This is a genomic window from Flavobacterium sp. MK4S-17 (genome assembly GCF_009848495.1).
Classification (GTDB): domain Bacteria; phylum Bacteroidota; class Bacteroidia; order Flavobacteriales; family Flavobacteriaceae; genus Flavobacterium.
Window position 1 is genome coordinate 30,214 of record NZ_WWEP01000014.1, and the last position, 17,512, is coordinate 47,725.

Sequence of the window (17,512 nt, forward strand, 5' to 3'; positions counted from 1 at the left end):
TAATGGTTGTTATATACTTGACGAGAAGTAGGCCTGTTTGTTACGCAAAAAGGCAAATATTATTGATAAGGCACCACAACCGGCTTGCCAACCTGAAAATCAGGAAGGGCAATATCCGTATTTTTAAAGGTATTGGTTTTAAATACATTATTGCCCTGGCCGGGTATATTGGGATAAAACGCAATTGATAGCTGAAAGCTATTAAAAACCAGGTAATCATTATACAATAATATCCCGATGCCTACTTTTGTGTACAAGTTGCTTTGGTATATAGGATGGTTGTGGTCGCCAATTACCCCCATAGTAAAGTTTATAAACGGGTTGATGCGGAAACCGCTTAAATTCCATGGAGAATAAGATTGTGTTTGCAGGGTTAGCAAAAGTTTCCTTGTGCCTAATACTTCCCGGCTGAAAAACCCCTGTATGCCATTATCGCCATTAAGATTTAACTGATCGGTAATTATCGGCATCCTGTTATCGCCAAACACCAACAGTGGTTTTATAAAATGGCGGAAACGCCATTCACCCCATTCCAGTATATTGGTAAAGTAAAGCATATCCAGCTTAAATACACTCTGGTATCTGTTGTTGTTGTAAAAAAACGAACCTACTTCAGCATTTGTGCTTAAATAACCCCATTTATAATAGTTACCGAAGCCATAGCGTGCGCCAAGATAAAAGCGATGCTCGTTATTTTTATCCTGTATGCCAAAAGTGGCAGAATATACCTTACCAATAGGTATATCTTCAACAATATCATAATTAAAAAGAAACTTATCCTGTACGAATTTTCGGGATGTGATACCCACACTTGTAAGATAAAGCCGCTGGTCGGAGTAGAAGTTTATTGAATCATAAACCGCAGAAGGAGATTCCTTATAAACCTGATTGTAAAACCTGCCTGTTGTTACAAGGTTGGTGGTACGGTCTTCTTCGGTAAAGCCTTTAAATATTTTAAATGAGTAGCCTGCCCAGTAGTCCTGTGCCTCGGTTTTATAGTTTTGCATAGCATAAACATTCTCATTGTCAGGCAACGAATCCCGCACCAGCTTTTCTTCAAAATAAACACCGCCTGCCCAACGCGTATAGGCAGAAAAAAACTGCCTTTGCAGGCTAAAACTTTTTTGCGAATTGTCACCCCGCCATATCTCATAATTTATTTCTCCGTCTATGTAGGTATTTACAATATTGGGGACGCGGTACCGGGCAAGGTAGGAAGTCTGGCCGGTGTTGAAGCGTTTATCAAACTCATTACGAAACTCGTGGCCCAAGCCAAAAAAATTGCGCTCGGTTATTTCAAAAGAAGTACCGGAGCCTGATGCCGAGCCGTTTGGTATAAGGCTCCAGGAATCCAAAACCCTGATATATAAATCAACCGAATCGTTGCTTGTACCAACAGGCAGCGGCTTTATGGCTACCCTCCTTATATATCTCTGGCTTCGTATTAAACGCTCTGACTCTTTTACAAGCAGGGAATCCAGCTTTTCATGCTTTTTAAACAGTAGCAGGTTCCTTATAGTCATCTGCTTGCTTTTTAAATGCACGCTGTTACCAAAGTTTTCGAGCCAGTTATCAGGTTTCTTTGTAGTGTCGTTTACAGAATAGCCAAAGGGGTCAAGGGTTTCAATGGTAATAGTGCGAATTACTTTACCTTCATATTTTTCATAGGTATTTTGCAGTTCGGGAGTCTTTTTCTTTATATGTTTTCTTTCCCGCGAAGGTTCTTTTGCCTTTACCGGCTTGAATATTAATTTATGCAGGAATTTGGTAAATTTTTTCTTTTTAGAGAATTTCTCTATTTTCCTGTACATTTTGTCCTGCTTTTCCTTAACGGAGTCTTTGCTGGCAGGGTTTACCTGCGCTACCATTGTGCCGGCTCCGAACAACAACATTACAATAAGCAGTTTTATTTTTAAGTACATTCTTTTACAGGTTCGCGTGCTAATGTAACTCTAAAAATACTTTTTTGGTTCAGCATTATCACCGCTTTAACAAAAAAAGAGGCCATTGGCCTCTTTTTTTGCTGATATATTGAATATTAGCTTTTTTGTTCTTTATTAAAATAAACGAGGTAATAATACATCTGTTTTTCCTCATCCCAGCCTTTTTCAACAAATTTTTCAGCGCTTTCAGGATTCACAAAATCCATTTTTATCTGAATATTGGTATCCAGCTGAATGACATTTTTCATTTTTTTACGCGCATCGGTAACAGCGGCATTCGCAATAGGGAATGTGGTAACATCTTCTATGCTGTATTTAGGTGCTTTTTCAACCTTATAGTTTTTAAACTCAGGTATAAGGTCGGGATTATCAAGTACTTCATTAAGAAATTTGCTTTCTTCAAACTCATCATTTTTAGCGAAGAAGTTAACCGAGCGGTTCATGAACATTACCTCTTCTTTTTTGTCTTCCGCAGGCAAAACCACATCTTTTGCAAAATCCTGTACAAACTTCATGTATTTTTTTGTCATGAAGTTTTCATCCTGGAAAGCATCAACCGAAAGGAAGTGTTCCAGCCAGTAGCGGGCATCATAACGGTTACTGTCAATAGTAAGTATCTTGTAGCCGTCTTCCTTTTTATAATTAAATATAAGGCAGCCTTTATCAAGCTTATTAAGATTAATACCCTGCTGTAAAAGTATTTCAAGGTTAGGCCCTTTTTCTTCAAACTGAAGGAAATCTGCTTTTATTTCACTTTTAAATATACCTATGGCATCTACAGGATTATTATCTATAGTTACATTGGTAAGGTAGGCAACATATACTTCGCCATTTTTAATGTGTGGATGATTTGACTGCTCAAAAAGGTGTTTGGTTATTTTTTTTGACACCTCATGTACACTGCCCGGATTGGTAAAAATCTCATTGGCAAAATTGTACATATCATTATAATCCAAATCTACATCATGTGCAAACTGGAAATAATTTTCTTCCTTATCACGAAAAGGCTTAAAAAAGTATTCCTTGATAAGCGGTAAAATTTCATCGTTTAAATTATACGGCTGTTCCGATAAAAATATAGCCTCATTACGGCTTTTATTGCCAACCCTGTGTATGGAAAGGCTTTCTATATGTGTGTTAAACAGGTTAATCATTTATAGTAATCGGCTATATGTTTTTTAATTCCAGTTGTTTTCGTCAAACCCTAAATCTTCAAAATTGTCGTCGTCCAGCATATCAAGGTCATCTTCATCATAATCATCATCAAAATCGCTGTACATATCATTATCATCGGCTGTAAATTCCTTATCAGGAGCAGTTACAGGCATAAGGCCGTGGCTGTACAAAAGGTCGGGGTATGACACGCCTGTTTCGGGTTCTTCAATAGCAGCAAGCTCCACAAAGAAAGTCCACATATTAAGGAAATCGTAAACATAAATTATCTTAGTACTTTGCTCGTCAAGAATACTGCTTAGCGGATAATCGGCCATGGTTTTTTCCTCTCCCGGCACATCGCCCGTATCAAAAAGTGGAATTTCGTCTTCCTGTACCCACTCGTCATTACATGTATAAAAAGAAGCTATTTCCATACCATCAAAGCCAAAAGCATTAACTATGGCATTGTGCAGGTCTTCCAGCGTATCGTTTTCATCAATTGCCAAATCCCTGAAAACATCTTCTTCTGCATCTAATATAACCCTGAATTTATATATCATATTTTAATGTTTTTTAGGTGCAGCAAAGGTACTCTATAAATTTAGAATAAGGGTTTTGTAAATTCCGTTTTTTTAAATATGGCGTTACTTCTGGTAAAACTCAACAGGCAGCCCATCAGGGTCGGATATAAAGGTAAATTCTTTTCCTGTAAACTCATCAACCCGTATCGGTTCTGCTTCTATATTATGTTTGCTAAGCCACTCAACAGCCTTGCTTATGCTGTCTACCTCAAATGCAATATGCCGTAAGCCTGCAGCTTCCGGAAGTGAAACACGGGCAGGCGGATTTGGAAATGAAAATAACTCAATAGTATAAACACCATGTATTGCCAAATCAAGCTTAAAGGAATCACGCTCTTTCCTGTAATGCTCTTTTATAATTGAAAAGCCCAATATCTGGGTATAAAACAGTTTAGATTTTTCATAATCAGAACAGATTATGGCTATGTGATGTACTTTATTGATTTTTAGCATTCACTAGTAATTAAAAAATCCTGTATCCTAATATTATGCCGACAGAACTTAGATTAGCTTCCCAGCCAATCTCATTTTCCAAAGGATTATCATTAAAGGCATATCTTACTTCAGCACTGTATCTTTTATAATTATAGCCTGCACCAATAACAAATGTAGAAGTTTGCCTTAAGTCAATCGTAACAGAATCGTAATAACTTAATTTCGAGTCATTAATGGCAAAAGACATAGCAAAAGCAATATCAAGAAATAATTTCGATTGATCATTTAAATACATATAATGCCGGGCACCAATAGGAAGTTGTATAAATGTATAATTCATTTCTAAGTCATATGGCCCAACGTTACCTTTATTTTTATACTGCTGAAAATTTGGATCGATAAATAAAGACCATTTATTTCGGTTATAAGGCAATACATACTCCAGTTCTGCCCCAAGCCTGAATATTGTTTTATCGCTAAACTCTAAACTTTTAAACAGTGCAAGCTCATTAGAAACTTTAAATGTTGCGAAATTTATACCGGGAGTAATTTTTAAATGCAGGCTGCCTTTGTTTTGCGTTGCAGTAAAATCCTTAAATAAATCATCATTAGTATTGTACTCTACAAAAATTTTCACCAAGTCATCTTTTTTATAGCTGATTTTTATAAATCTTTCTATGTTAGAAATCTTGTCCTTCATATTATTGTAAAGCTGTTCCTGGAAAGCATTGTTGTCTTTTTTTATACTACCGTTACTATTGTAAACTGTTTCGCCTTTAATCTTATACTTCCTGTATACTAATTGTTCAGGTTTACTATGATCACTCTTACTGAAAAAATATCTCATTAACTTACCATCTTCATATTGATATAAGTTAAGGCTGCCTTCAACTAAAACTTTAAGGAATAATGTTTCCTTTTTCCATTCCGGTTCGGGAGAACTCATAACAGTTACATTACTACTCGGTCGATCAATATCTACATTAAATCTTAAAAATTTGTGTGATTCTACGCTAAATTCTTTTACGGTTTTTATTGTATTAATCTTTGGTTCATCATTTTCGTTTAATTTATAGCTAAATTCTGTAGGTGTATTTTTCCATCCTGTATTCTTTATAAGGCATTCTGTTTTATTGCCGCTATTGTCAATAAAATACCCTGGCTGATATGTAATTTGTGAAATGGCTGTGAAACTTGTAAATAACAGTAATAGTAATAACTTTTTCATTTGTAGGTTAATTTGTTTTATTGGTAATTATGTTTAAAATTAAAATTGTATTGGTTTTAGTAGCATTGATTTATGTATTGATATATCTATGATTTTTGTTTGGCGGGCTAAAATAAAATTTTTATTTCAATTCATCCTGTTCATTCTACAATTGGGTAATTTTTTTTATTATTCGTTTACAGGTTACTGCAACTTTGTCCCAACAAAACCAATACAATTATGAAGCGGACAATTATTTTTCTAATATTATTCCTGGCTTATTCAGCAGCAGCAGCACAAACATTAATTTCGGGCAAGGTTACAGATGAAAAAGGCAATCCGCTGCCTGCAGCCAATATATACCTGGATGGTACCTATGATGGTACTACATCGGCAGAGGATGGCAGCTTTTCTTTCAAGGCAAGTGTAAAGGGGCAGCAGGTTCTGGTTATAAGTTTCCTCTCTTTTGAAGAGATAAGGCAGGATATAGTAATTGAAGAGTACCAGCCTAAAACATTTAAAATGCGGGAAAATGTAAATACCCTTGATGCCGTTGTAATATCGGCTGGTACTTTCCAGACAGGCGATAATACAAAAGTTACTGCATTAAAGCCGCTGGATATTGTAACAACTGCGGGCTCGGCTGGCGATATTATTGCCGCACTGCAAACATTACCCGGCACACAAACCGTAGGCGAAAGCGGCAGATTATTTGTTAGGGGAGGTGAGGCAGATGAAACACAAACCTTTATAGATGGCATACGGGTAGCACAGCCTTATGGGGCTGCGGCCAATAACATTCCAACACGTGGGCGCTTTTCTCCTTTTCTTTTTAAGGGAATGACATTTTCTACAGGTGGATATTCTGCAGAATATGGTGAGGCACTTTCCAGCGTTTTATTGCTTAATACTATAGATGAACCGGTGCAGGAGCAAACCGATATTTCATTAATGACTTTACGAACTAGGATTGGGGCTTGGCAATACACAAAAATGGGAAAAAAGTTCCCTTAGCTTTAATGCTGCATATATTAATCTTGAACCTTACCAGAAGGTAATACAGCAAAATGTTACATGGCATAAACCGTATCAATCATTATCTGGGGAAACAGTGTATCGTTATAAATTTGCCAATGGTTTGTTTAAGGCTTATGCAGCCTTTGACCATGCTGATTTTAGCCTTGATCAGGACGATATCAACCAGCCGGAACCTGTGCGCACAGCTATAACCAATAACAACTTATATGTAAATACTTCCTATAATGGCATATTGGGTAACCAATGGGCCATAACAACCGGAATGAGTTATGGTTACAGCCATAATGCTATCGGGCTTAACCGCAATGAAGTTACCAATGGAGAGCACAGCTCGCACCTTAAGCTGAAATTAAGAAAGAAAATTACAAACCGCTTTAAGCTTTCCTTCGGTGCAGATTATTTTCTAACTGATTTTAACGAAATGTACAAAGAGCCGCAAGAGTTTGAATTTAAAAGCGGTTACAATAATAATATTGCGGCAGCCTATGCCGAGGCAGATATATTTTTCTCTAAAAAACTGGCTTTAAAAGCAGGCGTACGCAGTTCCCACTCTGCTATGGTTGGTACTACTACTATAGAACCACGGGCTGCCTTTGCCTATAAATCAGGTTCAAACAGCCAGATTTCGCTGGCTTATGGTAATTTTTACCAAACTCCAGGGCAGGATTATCTTAAATATTACAATAACCCCAACTATGAAAAAACTGCCCATTATATTTTTAATTACCTGTACAACACCGATTCATACACATTAAGGGCTGAGGCATACTATAAAGATTACGGCAGCCTTGTAAAATATGATACAGGCACTGCACAATACAACTCTGATTTCAGTAATACAGGCATTGGCTATGCAAAAGGTATCGATGTTTTTTGGAGAGACAACAAATCGTTTAAAAATATGGAATACTGGGTATCTTATTCGTTTATTGACAGCGAGCGCGATTACCGGAATTATGAATATGGTGCTACGCCATCCTATATTGCTAAACATAATTTTTCTTTGGTTACAAAATACTGGATTCAAAGCCTTAGGTCTCAGTTGGGTGTAACCTATACCTATAATTCAGGAAGGCCGTACAATAACCCTAATGAGTCGGCTTTTATGAATGGAAAAACAAAAAGCTATAATAATCTTAGCCTTAGCTGGGCATGGCTGGTAAGCCAGCAAAAAATATTATACCTGTCCGTTTCAAATATTGCAGGCTCCGATAATATATTTGGCTACAACTATGCCAGCACTCCTGGCCCTGATGGTACTTTTGCGCGCCAGCCCATAACACAGGCTGCCGACCGTTTTGTTTTTATTGGCTTTTTCTGGACAATAAGCGACAACAAAAAAACAAACCAACTGCAAAATCTGTAATTTATGTATTTGGGTATTATAGGTTAGTTAACAAATACTGGCACAGTTACTGTATTATTGGCAGTGTGAAAAAGAAAAGTTTAATTTATTTATCAGCGGCTGTAGCTGTGCTATTGCTAACGTTCTCATGCCCCGGTTGTTCAGGTATTTCTAATGCTGTAACAAGTGTGGCTGACGCTATAACAAAACCTACTGCAAGAGAAGTTTATAAAAGGGAATTTAAGGAAAATATGATGCTGTATGAGGCATGGATAGAGGCATATAACAGTGCTTTAAAGGATAGCCTCAATATTTCGCTTCCTTATGGTGAAAAAGGTACATTTAATCCTTTAAAAGAAACAGCTTATAGTTATAACCTAAACCTGCAGGAAGGAGAGGTTTTGGTGACAGAAGTTATTAAAGATTCTTCTCAAAGGGTTTTTATAGACTTATTTCAGGATAATAAAAATGAAAAACGTTCGGAATTAAATCAGCACAGGCTTGAATTTGCAATACAATCATCAGGTATTTACAAATTAATGATTCAGCCTGAAATAGCTGCCAACAGTAATTTTTTTATAAGCATAACTAAAAAACCGCAATATAATTTTCCCGTAGCAGGAAAAAGTAACGGGGCTATAGGAAGTTTTTGGGGTATGGAGCGCGAAGGCGGCAAACGCCGCCACGAAGGCATTGATATTTTTGCACATAAAGGCACACCCGTAGTAGCGGCCACAAATGGAATTATAGGTTTTACGGGAGAAAGGGGCATAGGTGGAAAACAGGTTTGGCTTCGCGATGGTATTTTTGGCAAGTTCTTATACTATGCCCATTTGGACAGCATAAATGTACAATCCGGCTTGAGGGTAAAAATGGGCGATACGCTGGGATTTGTGGGAAATACAGGAAATGCAAAATTTACCCCGCCACACCTGCATTTTGGAATTTATAAAGCTACAGGTGCAGTTAATCCGCTGCCTTATGTTTATAAAGCTGAACAGATACTACCTGAAAATTATCCTGCTGATTTCAAAACTACCTTGCTAAAGGTTAAAAGAACTGCTAATTTAAGGCAGGGGCCTTCTCTCAACTACTCTGTATTAGGCAGGCTTAATAGTAACAATACAATAATATTACTTGGGCAGCATAAAGAGTGGCTGCATATAATTACACCACAAGGCAGTAAAGCATTTTTACATAAAAGCCTGGTTAATAATAAATAATGTATTTCCTTTACTTTAACCTTATTCAAAGTTGTATGGTTAGCAAGTATTCTTCCCTCCGTTTAATTAGTTTTATAAAATCATATTTCCGGCATTATTAGTGAAATATCATTTTTAACTCCCTGCTTTATAAGAGCCTTGATACTATAATTTTAAAATACTTTATCTTTTTTTACAGCTCATCCGTAAAAATCTACAGTTCGGTAAAACACTTTTTTAAAGGAGTTGTTTATGGTGCAACTTTGTTTCATCAAAATACAACAACCTAAAAATTAAATATTATGGTACGAGTTATTACAGCAGTAGTTATTTTTTTTGTGAGCACAATGCTTAACGCGCAATCCCAGTATGAAAGCGGAATGCAAAAAGCATTTTCATTATGGACTGAAGGCAAGCCCGCCGAAGCTTCGGCTATGTTTGAAAGGATAGGGGCAGCGGAGAAGGACAACTGGCTCCCACAATATTATGTGGCACTTGTTAATACCACGCAGGCATTTACAACTAAAGACAAAGAAAAAGTTAATGCGCTTTTAAGCAAAGCACAGCAAGCGCAGGAAAAAGCTGAAGCACTTTCTTCCGGCAACCCGGAGCTTATGGTAATGCAGGCAATGATACATACGGCATGGATTGCTTTTGACCCTATGACAAACGGAATGAAACTTTCGGGTACTGTAAACGGGCTTTATGCAAAAGCAATGCAAGTAGCCCCTGATAACCCGAGGGTAGTATTGAGTAAAGCTGAATTTGATATGGGTTCGGCGGCTTATTTTGGCACAGATACAAAACCGATGTGTGCTGAGGTTGAACGTGCTGTTGAACTTTTTGCTACCTTTAAACCTGAATCTCCCTTTCATCCTCAATGGGGGCTGGACAGGGCAAAGCAAGTACTTGAAAATTGTAAAAAATAATACGCTTTGAAAACTTATATCAGGGAAATATTCCGTTCGCTAATAGCAGGTACACTTTTGTTCCTGACAGTAGTACTGGTTTTTACAGTATTAGGCAAAATAAACTGGGAAACTTTTAGCCTGGCCGAATGGTATGCCGAATTCATGTTGTTTGCAATACCGATATTTTTGGCTAATTCACTGGTGTTTATAAAGCTGGACAGGGTATTCGGTACGGGAAATATGTCGTTAAAAAGAGTTGCCATAGGCTTTGTGGCTTCAGGCATGGTAACTATGATTTTAGTTTTTTTGCTGTTGCTGCTGCACTCACTTTTTATTGAAGGCAATACAATACAGGCTTTTTTTGCTGCGCACAGCCTTGGCAATTACAGGTTTACCTTATTGCTTACCCTTATTGTTAATACAATAGTCCATATATTTTACTTTTACAGGAGGTATCAGGAAAACCGTGTAAAAGCGCAAAAAATAGTGGCGGGTGTTGCTTCGGCACAGTTTGAATCGCTTAAAAACCAGATAGACCCTCACTTTCTTTTTAACAGCCTTAATGTGTTAAGCTCGCTGATAGAAGAAAATCCGGAAAGTGCACAGCGTTTTACAACGTCGCTTTCCAAAGTGTACCGTTATGTGCTGGAACAGCGGGATAAAGAACTGGTAAGCGTACAGGAGGAACTGGCTTTTGCTAAAACCTATATGAATCTGCTAAAAATGCGTTTTGAAAATAGTATTTCTTTTGAAATCCCACAGGATTTTAATAATCAGGAGGCCAGGGTAGTACCACTGTCTTTACAACTGCTCCTTGAAAATACTATAAAGCATAATGTTGTCAGCCAGCAACGCCCGCTTCATATAAGGATATTTGAAGAAAAAGGTTACCTGGTGGTACAAAATGACCTCCAGAAAAAAGAAGTGTTACAGGACAGGAAAGGTGTAGGGCTTCAAAATATAGTAAGCCGGTATGCAATATTAACCAGCAGGAATGTGCTGGTAGAACAAACAGAAAAACATTTTACAGTGAAATTACCAATTTTAACTAAACAAGTAAGTATAATGGAAACACAAATAAATACAGATAAAGAAAGTGCTTATTACAAAGCACAGAAAAAAGTGGAAGAAATAAAAGGTTTTTACGGTAACCTGACATCCTATGTAGTAGTGATTTTAGGGCTTATGGTACTTAACCTTTATACCAGCGCAGAGCATTTATGGTTTATTTATCCTGCTATTGGCTGGGGTGTAGGGGTTATAATACATGGAATGAGCGTGTTTAACTATATGCCGTTTGCCGGCCGGGACTGGGAGGAAAGAAAAATACGCGAGTACATGGAAAAAGAGAAAAATAATAAATGGGACTAGAGCATGGATTATAATAAAGTTGCCTATGACAGGGCCAGAAAAAAGGTAAAGGAAATCAAACATTTTTACATTAACCTTAGTCTTTACCTAACCATTATTCCTGTACTTGTGTTTATAAACCTCTATTTAACACCCGAAGCCTACTGGTTTCAGTTTCCAATGTTAGGTTGGGGCACCGGTGTGGCTGTACATGGTATGTCAGCACATAATTATATTCCTTTTTTAGGGAAAAACTGGGAAGAGAAAAAATTAAAGGAATTGATTGACAAGGAAATTCAGAAAAGAAATTACTTATGAAAGATAATACTACACAAAAAGCTTATAAAGAAGCAAGGAAAAAAGTGAAAGCTATAAGGGGTTTTTATTTTAACCTGTTAGTATATATTGCTGCTCATTTAGTATTTATATATTTTAATTTAATTTATAACCTTCAGTTTAATTGGTTCTGGTATTCTATACTATTATGGGGAATAGGAATGGCGGTGTATGGTATGATAGTATTTGACAGTATGCCATTTATGAAAAGAAACTGGGAAGAACAAAAATTAAGAGAGCTGATTGGTAATAAGGAAGAGAAAAAAGGAAACGATGCTGAAGGGCAATTGAATGAACAAATACTGTACAATCGCGCAAAAAAGAAAATCCATGCCTTAAGAAATTTTTACAGGCACCTTACAGCTTATATAGTGGTTATTATTCTTTTACTGGTACTACTGTGGGTAGGGTTTCAAAAAAAGCAGGACTTATTTATTTATATTGCTTATGGTGCTGCTTTTGGCTGGAGTATAGGATTGCTAATACATATTTTTAAGGTATTTGGAGTTTCATTCCTTATGGGTAAAAATTGGGAAGAACTAAAACTTATAGAGCTAATACAGGAAGAAAATAAAAAATAAGGTCATGAACAATAATACATTAAGGACAGTTGAGGAGCAGCTGCGTTATGACAGGGCAAGGAAAAAAGTAAAGTCTATAAAAGGCTTCTATATGCACTTTACAGCTTATTTGGTAGTAAACATCATATTATTGCTAATGCACTGGGAAGATATGAAACCGGGAGAAGAATTTTTTACCTTTCAGGCATTCAGTACAGCCATTTTTTGGGGAATAGGTGTTTTGTTTCATGCTTTGGGAACGTTCAGCAGTAATATTTTACTGGGTAATAACTGGGAAGAAAGGAAGATAAAGGAAATGATGGAAAGAAATCAGGGCAACCGTACTAAATGGGAGTAAAATAAGTAAGATGAATGTAATAATAATTGAAGACGAAAAACCGGCTGCAAGACTGCTGCAACGCAAACTGCTAAAACTGGGCATAAACGCAGAAACCATGCTTCACTCTGTAGAGGAAGCTATAAACTGGTTTTCAGGAAATGCGCACCCTGACCTTATTTTTTTGGATATACAGTTGTCTGACGGGCTTTCTTTTGAAATATTTGAAACGGTTACTATTAACAGTGCCATTATTTTTACTACGGCTTATGATGAGTATGCACTGAGGGCATTTAAGCTAAACAGTATAGACTATTTATTAAAGCCTATAGATGAAGATGACCTTGAAACAGCTGTAAATAAATACAGGGAATACCGGCCACAACCGCAAAACCTTTCTCTTGATTTTGAGCAGATAAAAAAGATGCTGGTAAACCCTTTGGAGAAAAGCTACAAAAAGCGTTTTGCCATAAAAATAGGACAGCACCTTAAAATGGTAAATGTTGATGATGCCGAATGTTTTTTCAGCGAAAATAAGGGGACTTACATACACACCAGGGATAATAAAGACTACCTGCTGGAAAGTACTTTGGAGCAGCTTGAAAACGAGCTTGACCCGGCAAAGTTTTACCGTGTTAGCCGGAAGCATATAGTGTGTATAAACACCATTAAGGATATAGTGGTTTATACCAATTCAAGGCTTAAGGTTATATTGCCAACTTATAATGCGGATGAAGTAATAGTGAGCCGGGAGCGGGTAAACGATTTCAGGGACTGGCTTGGCAGTTAAAACAAATCTCCTTTGAGGAGATTTGTTACATTTCTGCAAAAATAGTATTACAGGCGGTGCTTTGCATATTTTATATTTACAGATTACAATTCTGTGAATATGAAGTTTACATACAGCTATATCCTGCTATTTATCTACACACTTTGTTTCGGTCAGGAAAATTCACCCCGTGAAAAAATACTTATAGATGATGACTGGCATTTTGCCTTTGGGCATCCGTCTGATGTTGCCAAAGACTACAACCATGCGACAGGCTATTTTTCATACTTGGCAAAAACCGGTTATGGCGATGGCCCTGCTGCACCTGATTTTGATGACAGGGCCTGGAGGCAGTTAAATTTACCGCATGACTGGGCTGTAGAACAGCCCTTTAGCGAAGAAGCAAGTTTTAGCCATGGTTTTAAGGCATCGGGTAAAGGTTATCCTGAAAAGAGCATTGGCTGGTACCGCAAGACAATTACTATTCCCAAAAGTGATTTAGGCCGTAGGATTACGCTACAGTTTGATGGTGTGTTCCGTAATTCGAAAGTGTGGCTTAACGGCCACTATTTAGGTACTGAGGAAAGTGGTTATGATGCGTTTGAATATGATATTACCGAGTATATAAATTATGATGGCAATAATGTTATAGCTGTAAGGGTTGATGCCGGGATGGAGGAGGGATGGTTTTATGAAGGGGCAGGTATTTACCGCCATGTATATCTCTGCAAAACAAATAAACTGCATATAGCCACTAATGGTACATATGTGGTATCTGCGCTTAATGGTGATAATGCACAAGTAGCAGCCACCGTTTTTATTGAAAATCATAAAATCGATACTGCTGGTGAAGTTGAGGTTGTAAATACTATATATGATTCAGCAGGAAAAAAGATAGCTGCTGAAATTTCAAAGCATGTAGTTCCCGGATATTACAAGACTGTTGCATATAAAATGTCATTAAAAGTTTTTAAGCCAAAGCTTTGGGGTATTTATAACCCTGAATTATACAGGCTTGTTACAGTGCTTAAATATAAGGGCAATATTATCGATGAGTACCAAACAACTTTCGGTATAAGGACAATACATTTTGATGCTGAAAAAGGTTTTTTTCTGAATGGAAAACCTTTAAAACTAAAAGGCACAAACAACCACCAGGACCATGCAGGGGTAGGGACTGCATTGCCTGATGAATTGCAGTATTACAGGATTAGGAAACTTAAGGAGATGGGTAGTAATGCCTACAGGTGCTCGCACCATCCGCCTACGCCGGAGCTTCTTAAAGCCTGTGATGAACTTGGTATGCTGGTTATTGATGAAACAAGGCTGATGGGTGTAAATGAATATCATTTAGGCAGCCTGAAAAAGATGATTGAGCGTGACAGGAATCACCCAAGTGTAATATGCTGGTCTGTAGGGAATGAAGAATGGGCTATAGAAAATAGCATAACAGGAGAGCGGATAGCACAAACCATGGAGGCATTCACAAAAAGCCTCGACAGTACACGGCCTGTAACTGTAGGCATTAGCGGAGGTTTTAAAAGCGGTATATCATCGGTTGTTGAGGTGATGGGGTATAACTATCTGGGTAATGGCGATATAGATGCACACAGGGGTCAGTACAAACAGCAACCGGGCATGGGCACCGAAGAGGGTTCCACCTTTGCCACAAGGGGAGTATATTTTACAGATAATGAAAAACATTACCAAAGTACCTATGATAAAAAACCACGTCCCTCTTTTTACAGTATAGAAGAGGGATGGAATTTTTATGCGGCACGCCCTTACCTTGCGGGGATGTTTATATGGACAGGTTTTGATTACCGGGGCGAGCCGACTCCTTATGGCTGGCCTTCGGTTACTTCCTATTTTGGGATGATGGACGTTTGCGGGTTTGCAAAAGATAACGTGTATTATTTAAAATCATGGTGGGGAAAGGGAGATGTATTGCATATATTGCCCCACTGGAACTGGGAGGGAATGGAAGGCAGGAAAATAGATGTTTGGGTATATTCCAATTGTGATGAGGTGGAATTATTTTTAAACGGAAAAAGCTTGGGGAAAAAGAAAATGCAGGTTAACAGCCACCTGGAATGGAATGTGCCTTACAGCCCGGGCAAGTTAAGTGCTGTTGGGTATAAAAATGGAAAGAGAGCGCTGCAGGCGGAAAGGGTAACAACAGGCAGGGCAGATAAAATTAAATTGACCCCGCACAAAAATAAGTTATCCGGCAGTACTGATGTAGCTGTTATTACGGTGGAAGTAACAGATAACAAAGGCAGGCATGTGCCAACTGCCAGTAATGAAATACAATTTACTATAAAAGGCCCGGGTAAAATAATAGGTGTGGGTAATGGAAATCCTACTTCGCTGGAACCGGATAAATTTTTAGATAGCATAACGTTATATCCTATAAATGATTTAAAAGAGCAGCCTTTGGCTACAGCCGGACTTCCATCTTTACCGGATTTTAATTTAAAGGACTGGAGGGAGGCATTTAAAGACAGGGATTATAAAAACCTGCCACCGGCATTTGTATATGAGGGTATATTTACCTTAACAGGAAGTTTTAAAGATGCAGAAATAACGTATTACTATAAAAATTTAGGTACTGATAAGGCTGTTTTTATTAATGGGATAAGGGTAATGCCTGATGACAAAGATACTCTGAAATTTAAATTGCCCGCTCCTATTTTAAAAGAGGGTAACAATACGGTTGCTGTAATAGCGCCACCGATACATAAAGCACATGAATGGGATAAAATAAATACAGACCCGGGAGTGATACAGGTTATTAAAAAAGCCCCGCAGTGGAAAAGGAAATTATTTAACGGATATGCGCAGTTAATTATACAGGCAGATAAAAATAAAGGTAAGATTGAGATAACTGCAGAAGGTGCAAAGCTAAAAGGAACCACCTTGGTAATTCAATCTGCCGGAGGGGAATAAAAAAGAAACTGTTTTATAAACGATAGCTTTAGTTATTTAAAAACTAATATCCGGTTTATAAAACAGTTTCGGGAAATGCAGTATATCCTTAAAGGAACTTCAGGCTATTGGAAAATAGAAAGTATTTCTTTTTTCGCTTTACCTAATTTCTTTTCAAGGCGTCCCCACATTTCATCTTCTTTTCCTTCTTCATATGTTAAGTCGTCATCAGTAAGCTGTCCATATTCCTGTTTAAGCTTACCTTTAAACTCGTTCCAGTTTCCTCTTATTTCTTCTGAATTTGGCATGATTATATGTTTTTATTTGTTATAGTATAAAGTTACTATTGATAATCTAAAAATACTGCCAAAGCCATGCTAAGCTTATCACAATTATTTACTTAGTCTATGCAGTGTAAAAGTCATTGCGGTAAGGAGGAAAAATGCAACTACCTGATGTGCAAGCCCAAGCCATAAGGGCACCCTTAGTAATAATGTAAATACTCCAAGTATAAATTGAAGCGATACAATAATGACCAGGGCATTTAAACCTTGCTTTTGCTGAGTATCAAGGTTGTATTTTTTCCCTTTAAAAAACAGGAATACTATAAAAGCAACTACTACATAAGCCATAGTGCGGTGCACAAACTGCACGCCGCTTTGCCCCTCTGTTAATGCAAGCAGTAAAGAAGGCTTTTCTATAAAAATACTGTCATGCATAAATTGCCCGTCACTCATTAAAGGCCAGTGGTTGTGTATCAGCCCGGCGTTTAGCCCTGCAACAAAGCCACCATAAATAATTTGCAATAACAGGATTAAAAGTGTTATACGTGCCAGTTTTTTAAGCGGTGCAATAGCCGGTTTCCTCTCAGGGTAAATTAAATCAAGTGCTACCCAAAGCGTATAGGCAAAAGTTACAAAAGCAAAAGTTAAATGCAGTGAAAGCCTGAAATGGCTTACATCAGGATTATCCACGAGTCCGCTTTTTACCATGAACCAGCCGAAAAAACCCTGTAAGGCACCCATAGCTAAAAGTATGAGGCATTTTCCCACAGTTGCCTTATCCAGTTTTTTGCGTATTAGGAAATAAATAAACGGAATAATAAAAACTATCCCTATTACCCTGCCTATAAGGCGGTGGAACCATTCCCAGAAATAAATAAACTTATAATCTGAAAGCGTAAAATCGTTATGGATATTAATTTTTTGATACTCGGGGAATTTTTTGTATTCCTCAAAAGCATCCTGCCATTTTTCCTCGCTCATAGGAGGAAATGTATCTGTAACCAAATGCCAGTCGGTCATAGAAAGCCCGGAATTGGTAAGCCTTGTAATTCCGCCCACTACAACCATGATAAAAACCAGGGCACAGCCTGATAGCAGCCATAGTATTACCGGTTTATTTTGCTTCATTTT

17 protein-coding genes are annotated in these 17,512 nt (G+C 37.6%); 10 read left to right on the plus strand and 7 right to left on the minus strand.

Annotation, left to right across the window (positions count from 1 at the left end; genetic code table 11):
- Window positions 1–59: 59 nt before the first annotated feature.
- The 5 genes from GSF09_RS06995 to GSF09_RS07015 all read right to left on the minus strand — a co-directional run bounded on the left by GSF09_RS06995 (window position 60) and on the right by GSF09_RS07015 (window position 5,342).
- Window positions 60–1,922, minus strand: a complete 1,863-nt coding sequence (locus GSF09_RS06995) for a hypothetical protein (protein WP_159800235.1) — start codon at window positions 1,920–1,922, stop codon at window positions 60–62.
- A gap of 116 nt (window positions 1,923–2,038) precedes the next feature.
- Window positions 2,039–3,097 carry a nucleoid-associated protein gene (locus tag GSF09_RS07000; protein ID WP_159800236.1) on the minus strand — a complete coding sequence of 353 codons (1,059 nt, stop codon included), beginning with the start codon at window positions 3,095–3,097 and terminating at the stop codon, window positions 2,039–2,041.
- Window positions 3,098–3,121: 24 nt separating this feature from the next.
- Entirely contained in the window at window positions 3,122–3,658 is a 537-nt protein-coding gene (locus GSF09_RS07005) for a hypothetical protein (protein WP_159800237.1), read from the minus strand.
- A gap of 84 nt (window positions 3,659–3,742) precedes the next feature.
- Entirely contained in the window at window positions 3,743–4,132 is a 390-nt protein-coding gene (locus GSF09_RS07010; RefSeq protein WP_159800238.1) for a VOC family protein, read from the minus strand.
- A 10-nt stretch (window positions 4,133–4,142) separates the two neighbouring features.
- Window positions 4,143–5,342 (minus strand): hypothetical protein, encoded by a 1,200-nt coding sequence (locus tag GSF09_RS07015; RefSeq protein WP_159800239.1) that lies wholly within the window; start codon window positions 5,340–5,342, stop codon window positions 4,143–4,145.
- 219 nt (window positions 5,343–5,561) lie between these two features.
- Here GSF09_RS07015 and GSF09_RS13835 point away from each other — a divergent pair, with 219 nt between their 5' ends.
- The 10 genes from GSF09_RS13835 (at window position 5,562) to galA (ending at window position 16,118) form a co-directional block, all read left to right on the plus strand.
- Entirely contained in the window at window positions 5,562–6,335 is a 774-nt protein-coding gene (locus GSF09_RS13835; RefSeq protein WP_370515981.1) for a carboxypeptidase-like regulatory domain-containing protein, read from the plus strand.
- Complete coding sequence (locus GSF09_RS07020; protein ID WP_370515982.1) at window positions 6,292–7,725, plus strand: TonB-dependent receptor plug domain-containing protein; 1,434 nt, start codon at window positions 6,292–6,294, stop codon at window positions 7,723–7,725. Before GSF09_RS13835 ends, GSF09_RS07020 begins: the two co-directional genes overlap by 44 nt.
- Before the next feature lie 65 nt (window positions 7,726–7,790).
- Window positions 7,791–8,927 carry a M23 family metallopeptidase gene (locus GSF09_RS07025; RefSeq protein ID WP_159800240.1) on the plus strand — a complete coding sequence of 379 codons (1,137 nt, stop codon included), beginning with the start codon at window positions 7,791–7,793 and terminating at the stop codon, window positions 8,925–8,927.
- Between the two features lie 281 nt (window positions 8,928–9,208).
- On the plus strand, window positions 9,209–9,835 hold the full coding sequence (locus tag GSF09_RS07030) for a hypothetical protein (protein ID WP_159800241.1): 627 nt from the start codon (window positions 9,209–9,211) through the stop codon (window positions 9,833–9,835).
- A 6-nt stretch (window positions 9,836–9,841) separates the two neighbouring features.
- On the plus strand, window positions 9,842–11,188 hold the full coding sequence (locus tag GSF09_RS07035) for a 2TM domain-containing protein (RefSeq protein ID WP_159800242.1): 1,347 nt from the start codon (window positions 9,842–9,844) through the stop codon (window positions 11,186–11,188).
- Between the two features lie 3 nt (window positions 11,189–11,191).
- Window positions 11,192–11,485, plus strand: coding sequence for a 2TM domain-containing protein (locus GSF09_RS07040; protein ID WP_159800243.1), 294 nt, complete (start codon window positions 11,192–11,194; stop codon window positions 11,483–11,485).
- The gene (locus tag GSF09_RS07045) at window positions 11,482–12,084 is read left to right on the plus strand and encodes a 2TM domain-containing protein (RefSeq protein ID WP_159800244.1); all 603 of its coding nucleotides are present in this window, start codon (window positions 11,482–11,484) and stop codon (window positions 12,082–12,084) included. The genes GSF09_RS07040 and GSF09_RS07045 overlap by 4 nt, the downstream gene beginning before the upstream one ends.
- A gap of 4 nt (window positions 12,085–12,088) precedes the next feature.
- Entirely contained in the window at window positions 12,089–12,421 is a 333-nt protein-coding gene (locus GSF09_RS07050) for a 2TM domain-containing protein (RefSeq protein ID WP_159800245.1), read from the plus strand.
- A gap of 10 nt (window positions 12,422–12,431) precedes the next feature.
- Window positions 12,432–13,190 carry a LytTR family DNA-binding domain-containing protein gene (locus GSF09_RS07055; RefSeq protein ID WP_159800246.1) on the plus strand — a complete coding sequence of 253 codons (759 nt, stop codon included), beginning with the start codon at window positions 12,432–12,434 and terminating at the stop codon, window positions 13,188–13,190.
- A 99-nt stretch (window positions 13,191–13,289) separates the two neighbouring features.
- Window positions 13,290–16,118 carry a beta-galactosidase GalA gene (gene galA / locus GSF09_RS07060; RefSeq protein ID WP_159800247.1) on the plus strand — a complete coding sequence of 943 codons (2,829 nt, stop codon included), beginning with the start codon at window positions 13,290–13,292 and terminating at the stop codon, window positions 16,116–16,118.
- A gap of 104 nt (window positions 16,119–16,222) precedes the next feature.
- On the opposite strand, the gene GSF09_RS07065 is transcribed toward galA, so the two are convergent.
- Both GSF09_RS07065 and GSF09_RS07070 read right to left on the minus strand, forming a co-directional pair.
- Window positions 16,223–16,405 (minus strand): CsbD family protein, encoded by a 183-nt coding sequence (locus tag GSF09_RS07065; protein ID WP_159800248.1) that lies wholly within the window; start codon window positions 16,403–16,405, stop codon window positions 16,223–16,225.
- 84 nt (window positions 16,406–16,489) lie between these two features.
- Window positions 16,490–17,509: a COX15/CtaA family protein gene (locus GSF09_RS07070; RefSeq protein WP_159800249.1), complete on the minus strand. Its 1,020-nt coding sequence runs from the start codon at window positions 17,507–17,509 to the stop codon at window positions 16,490–16,492.
- Window positions 17,510–17,512: the final 3 nt, after the last annotated feature.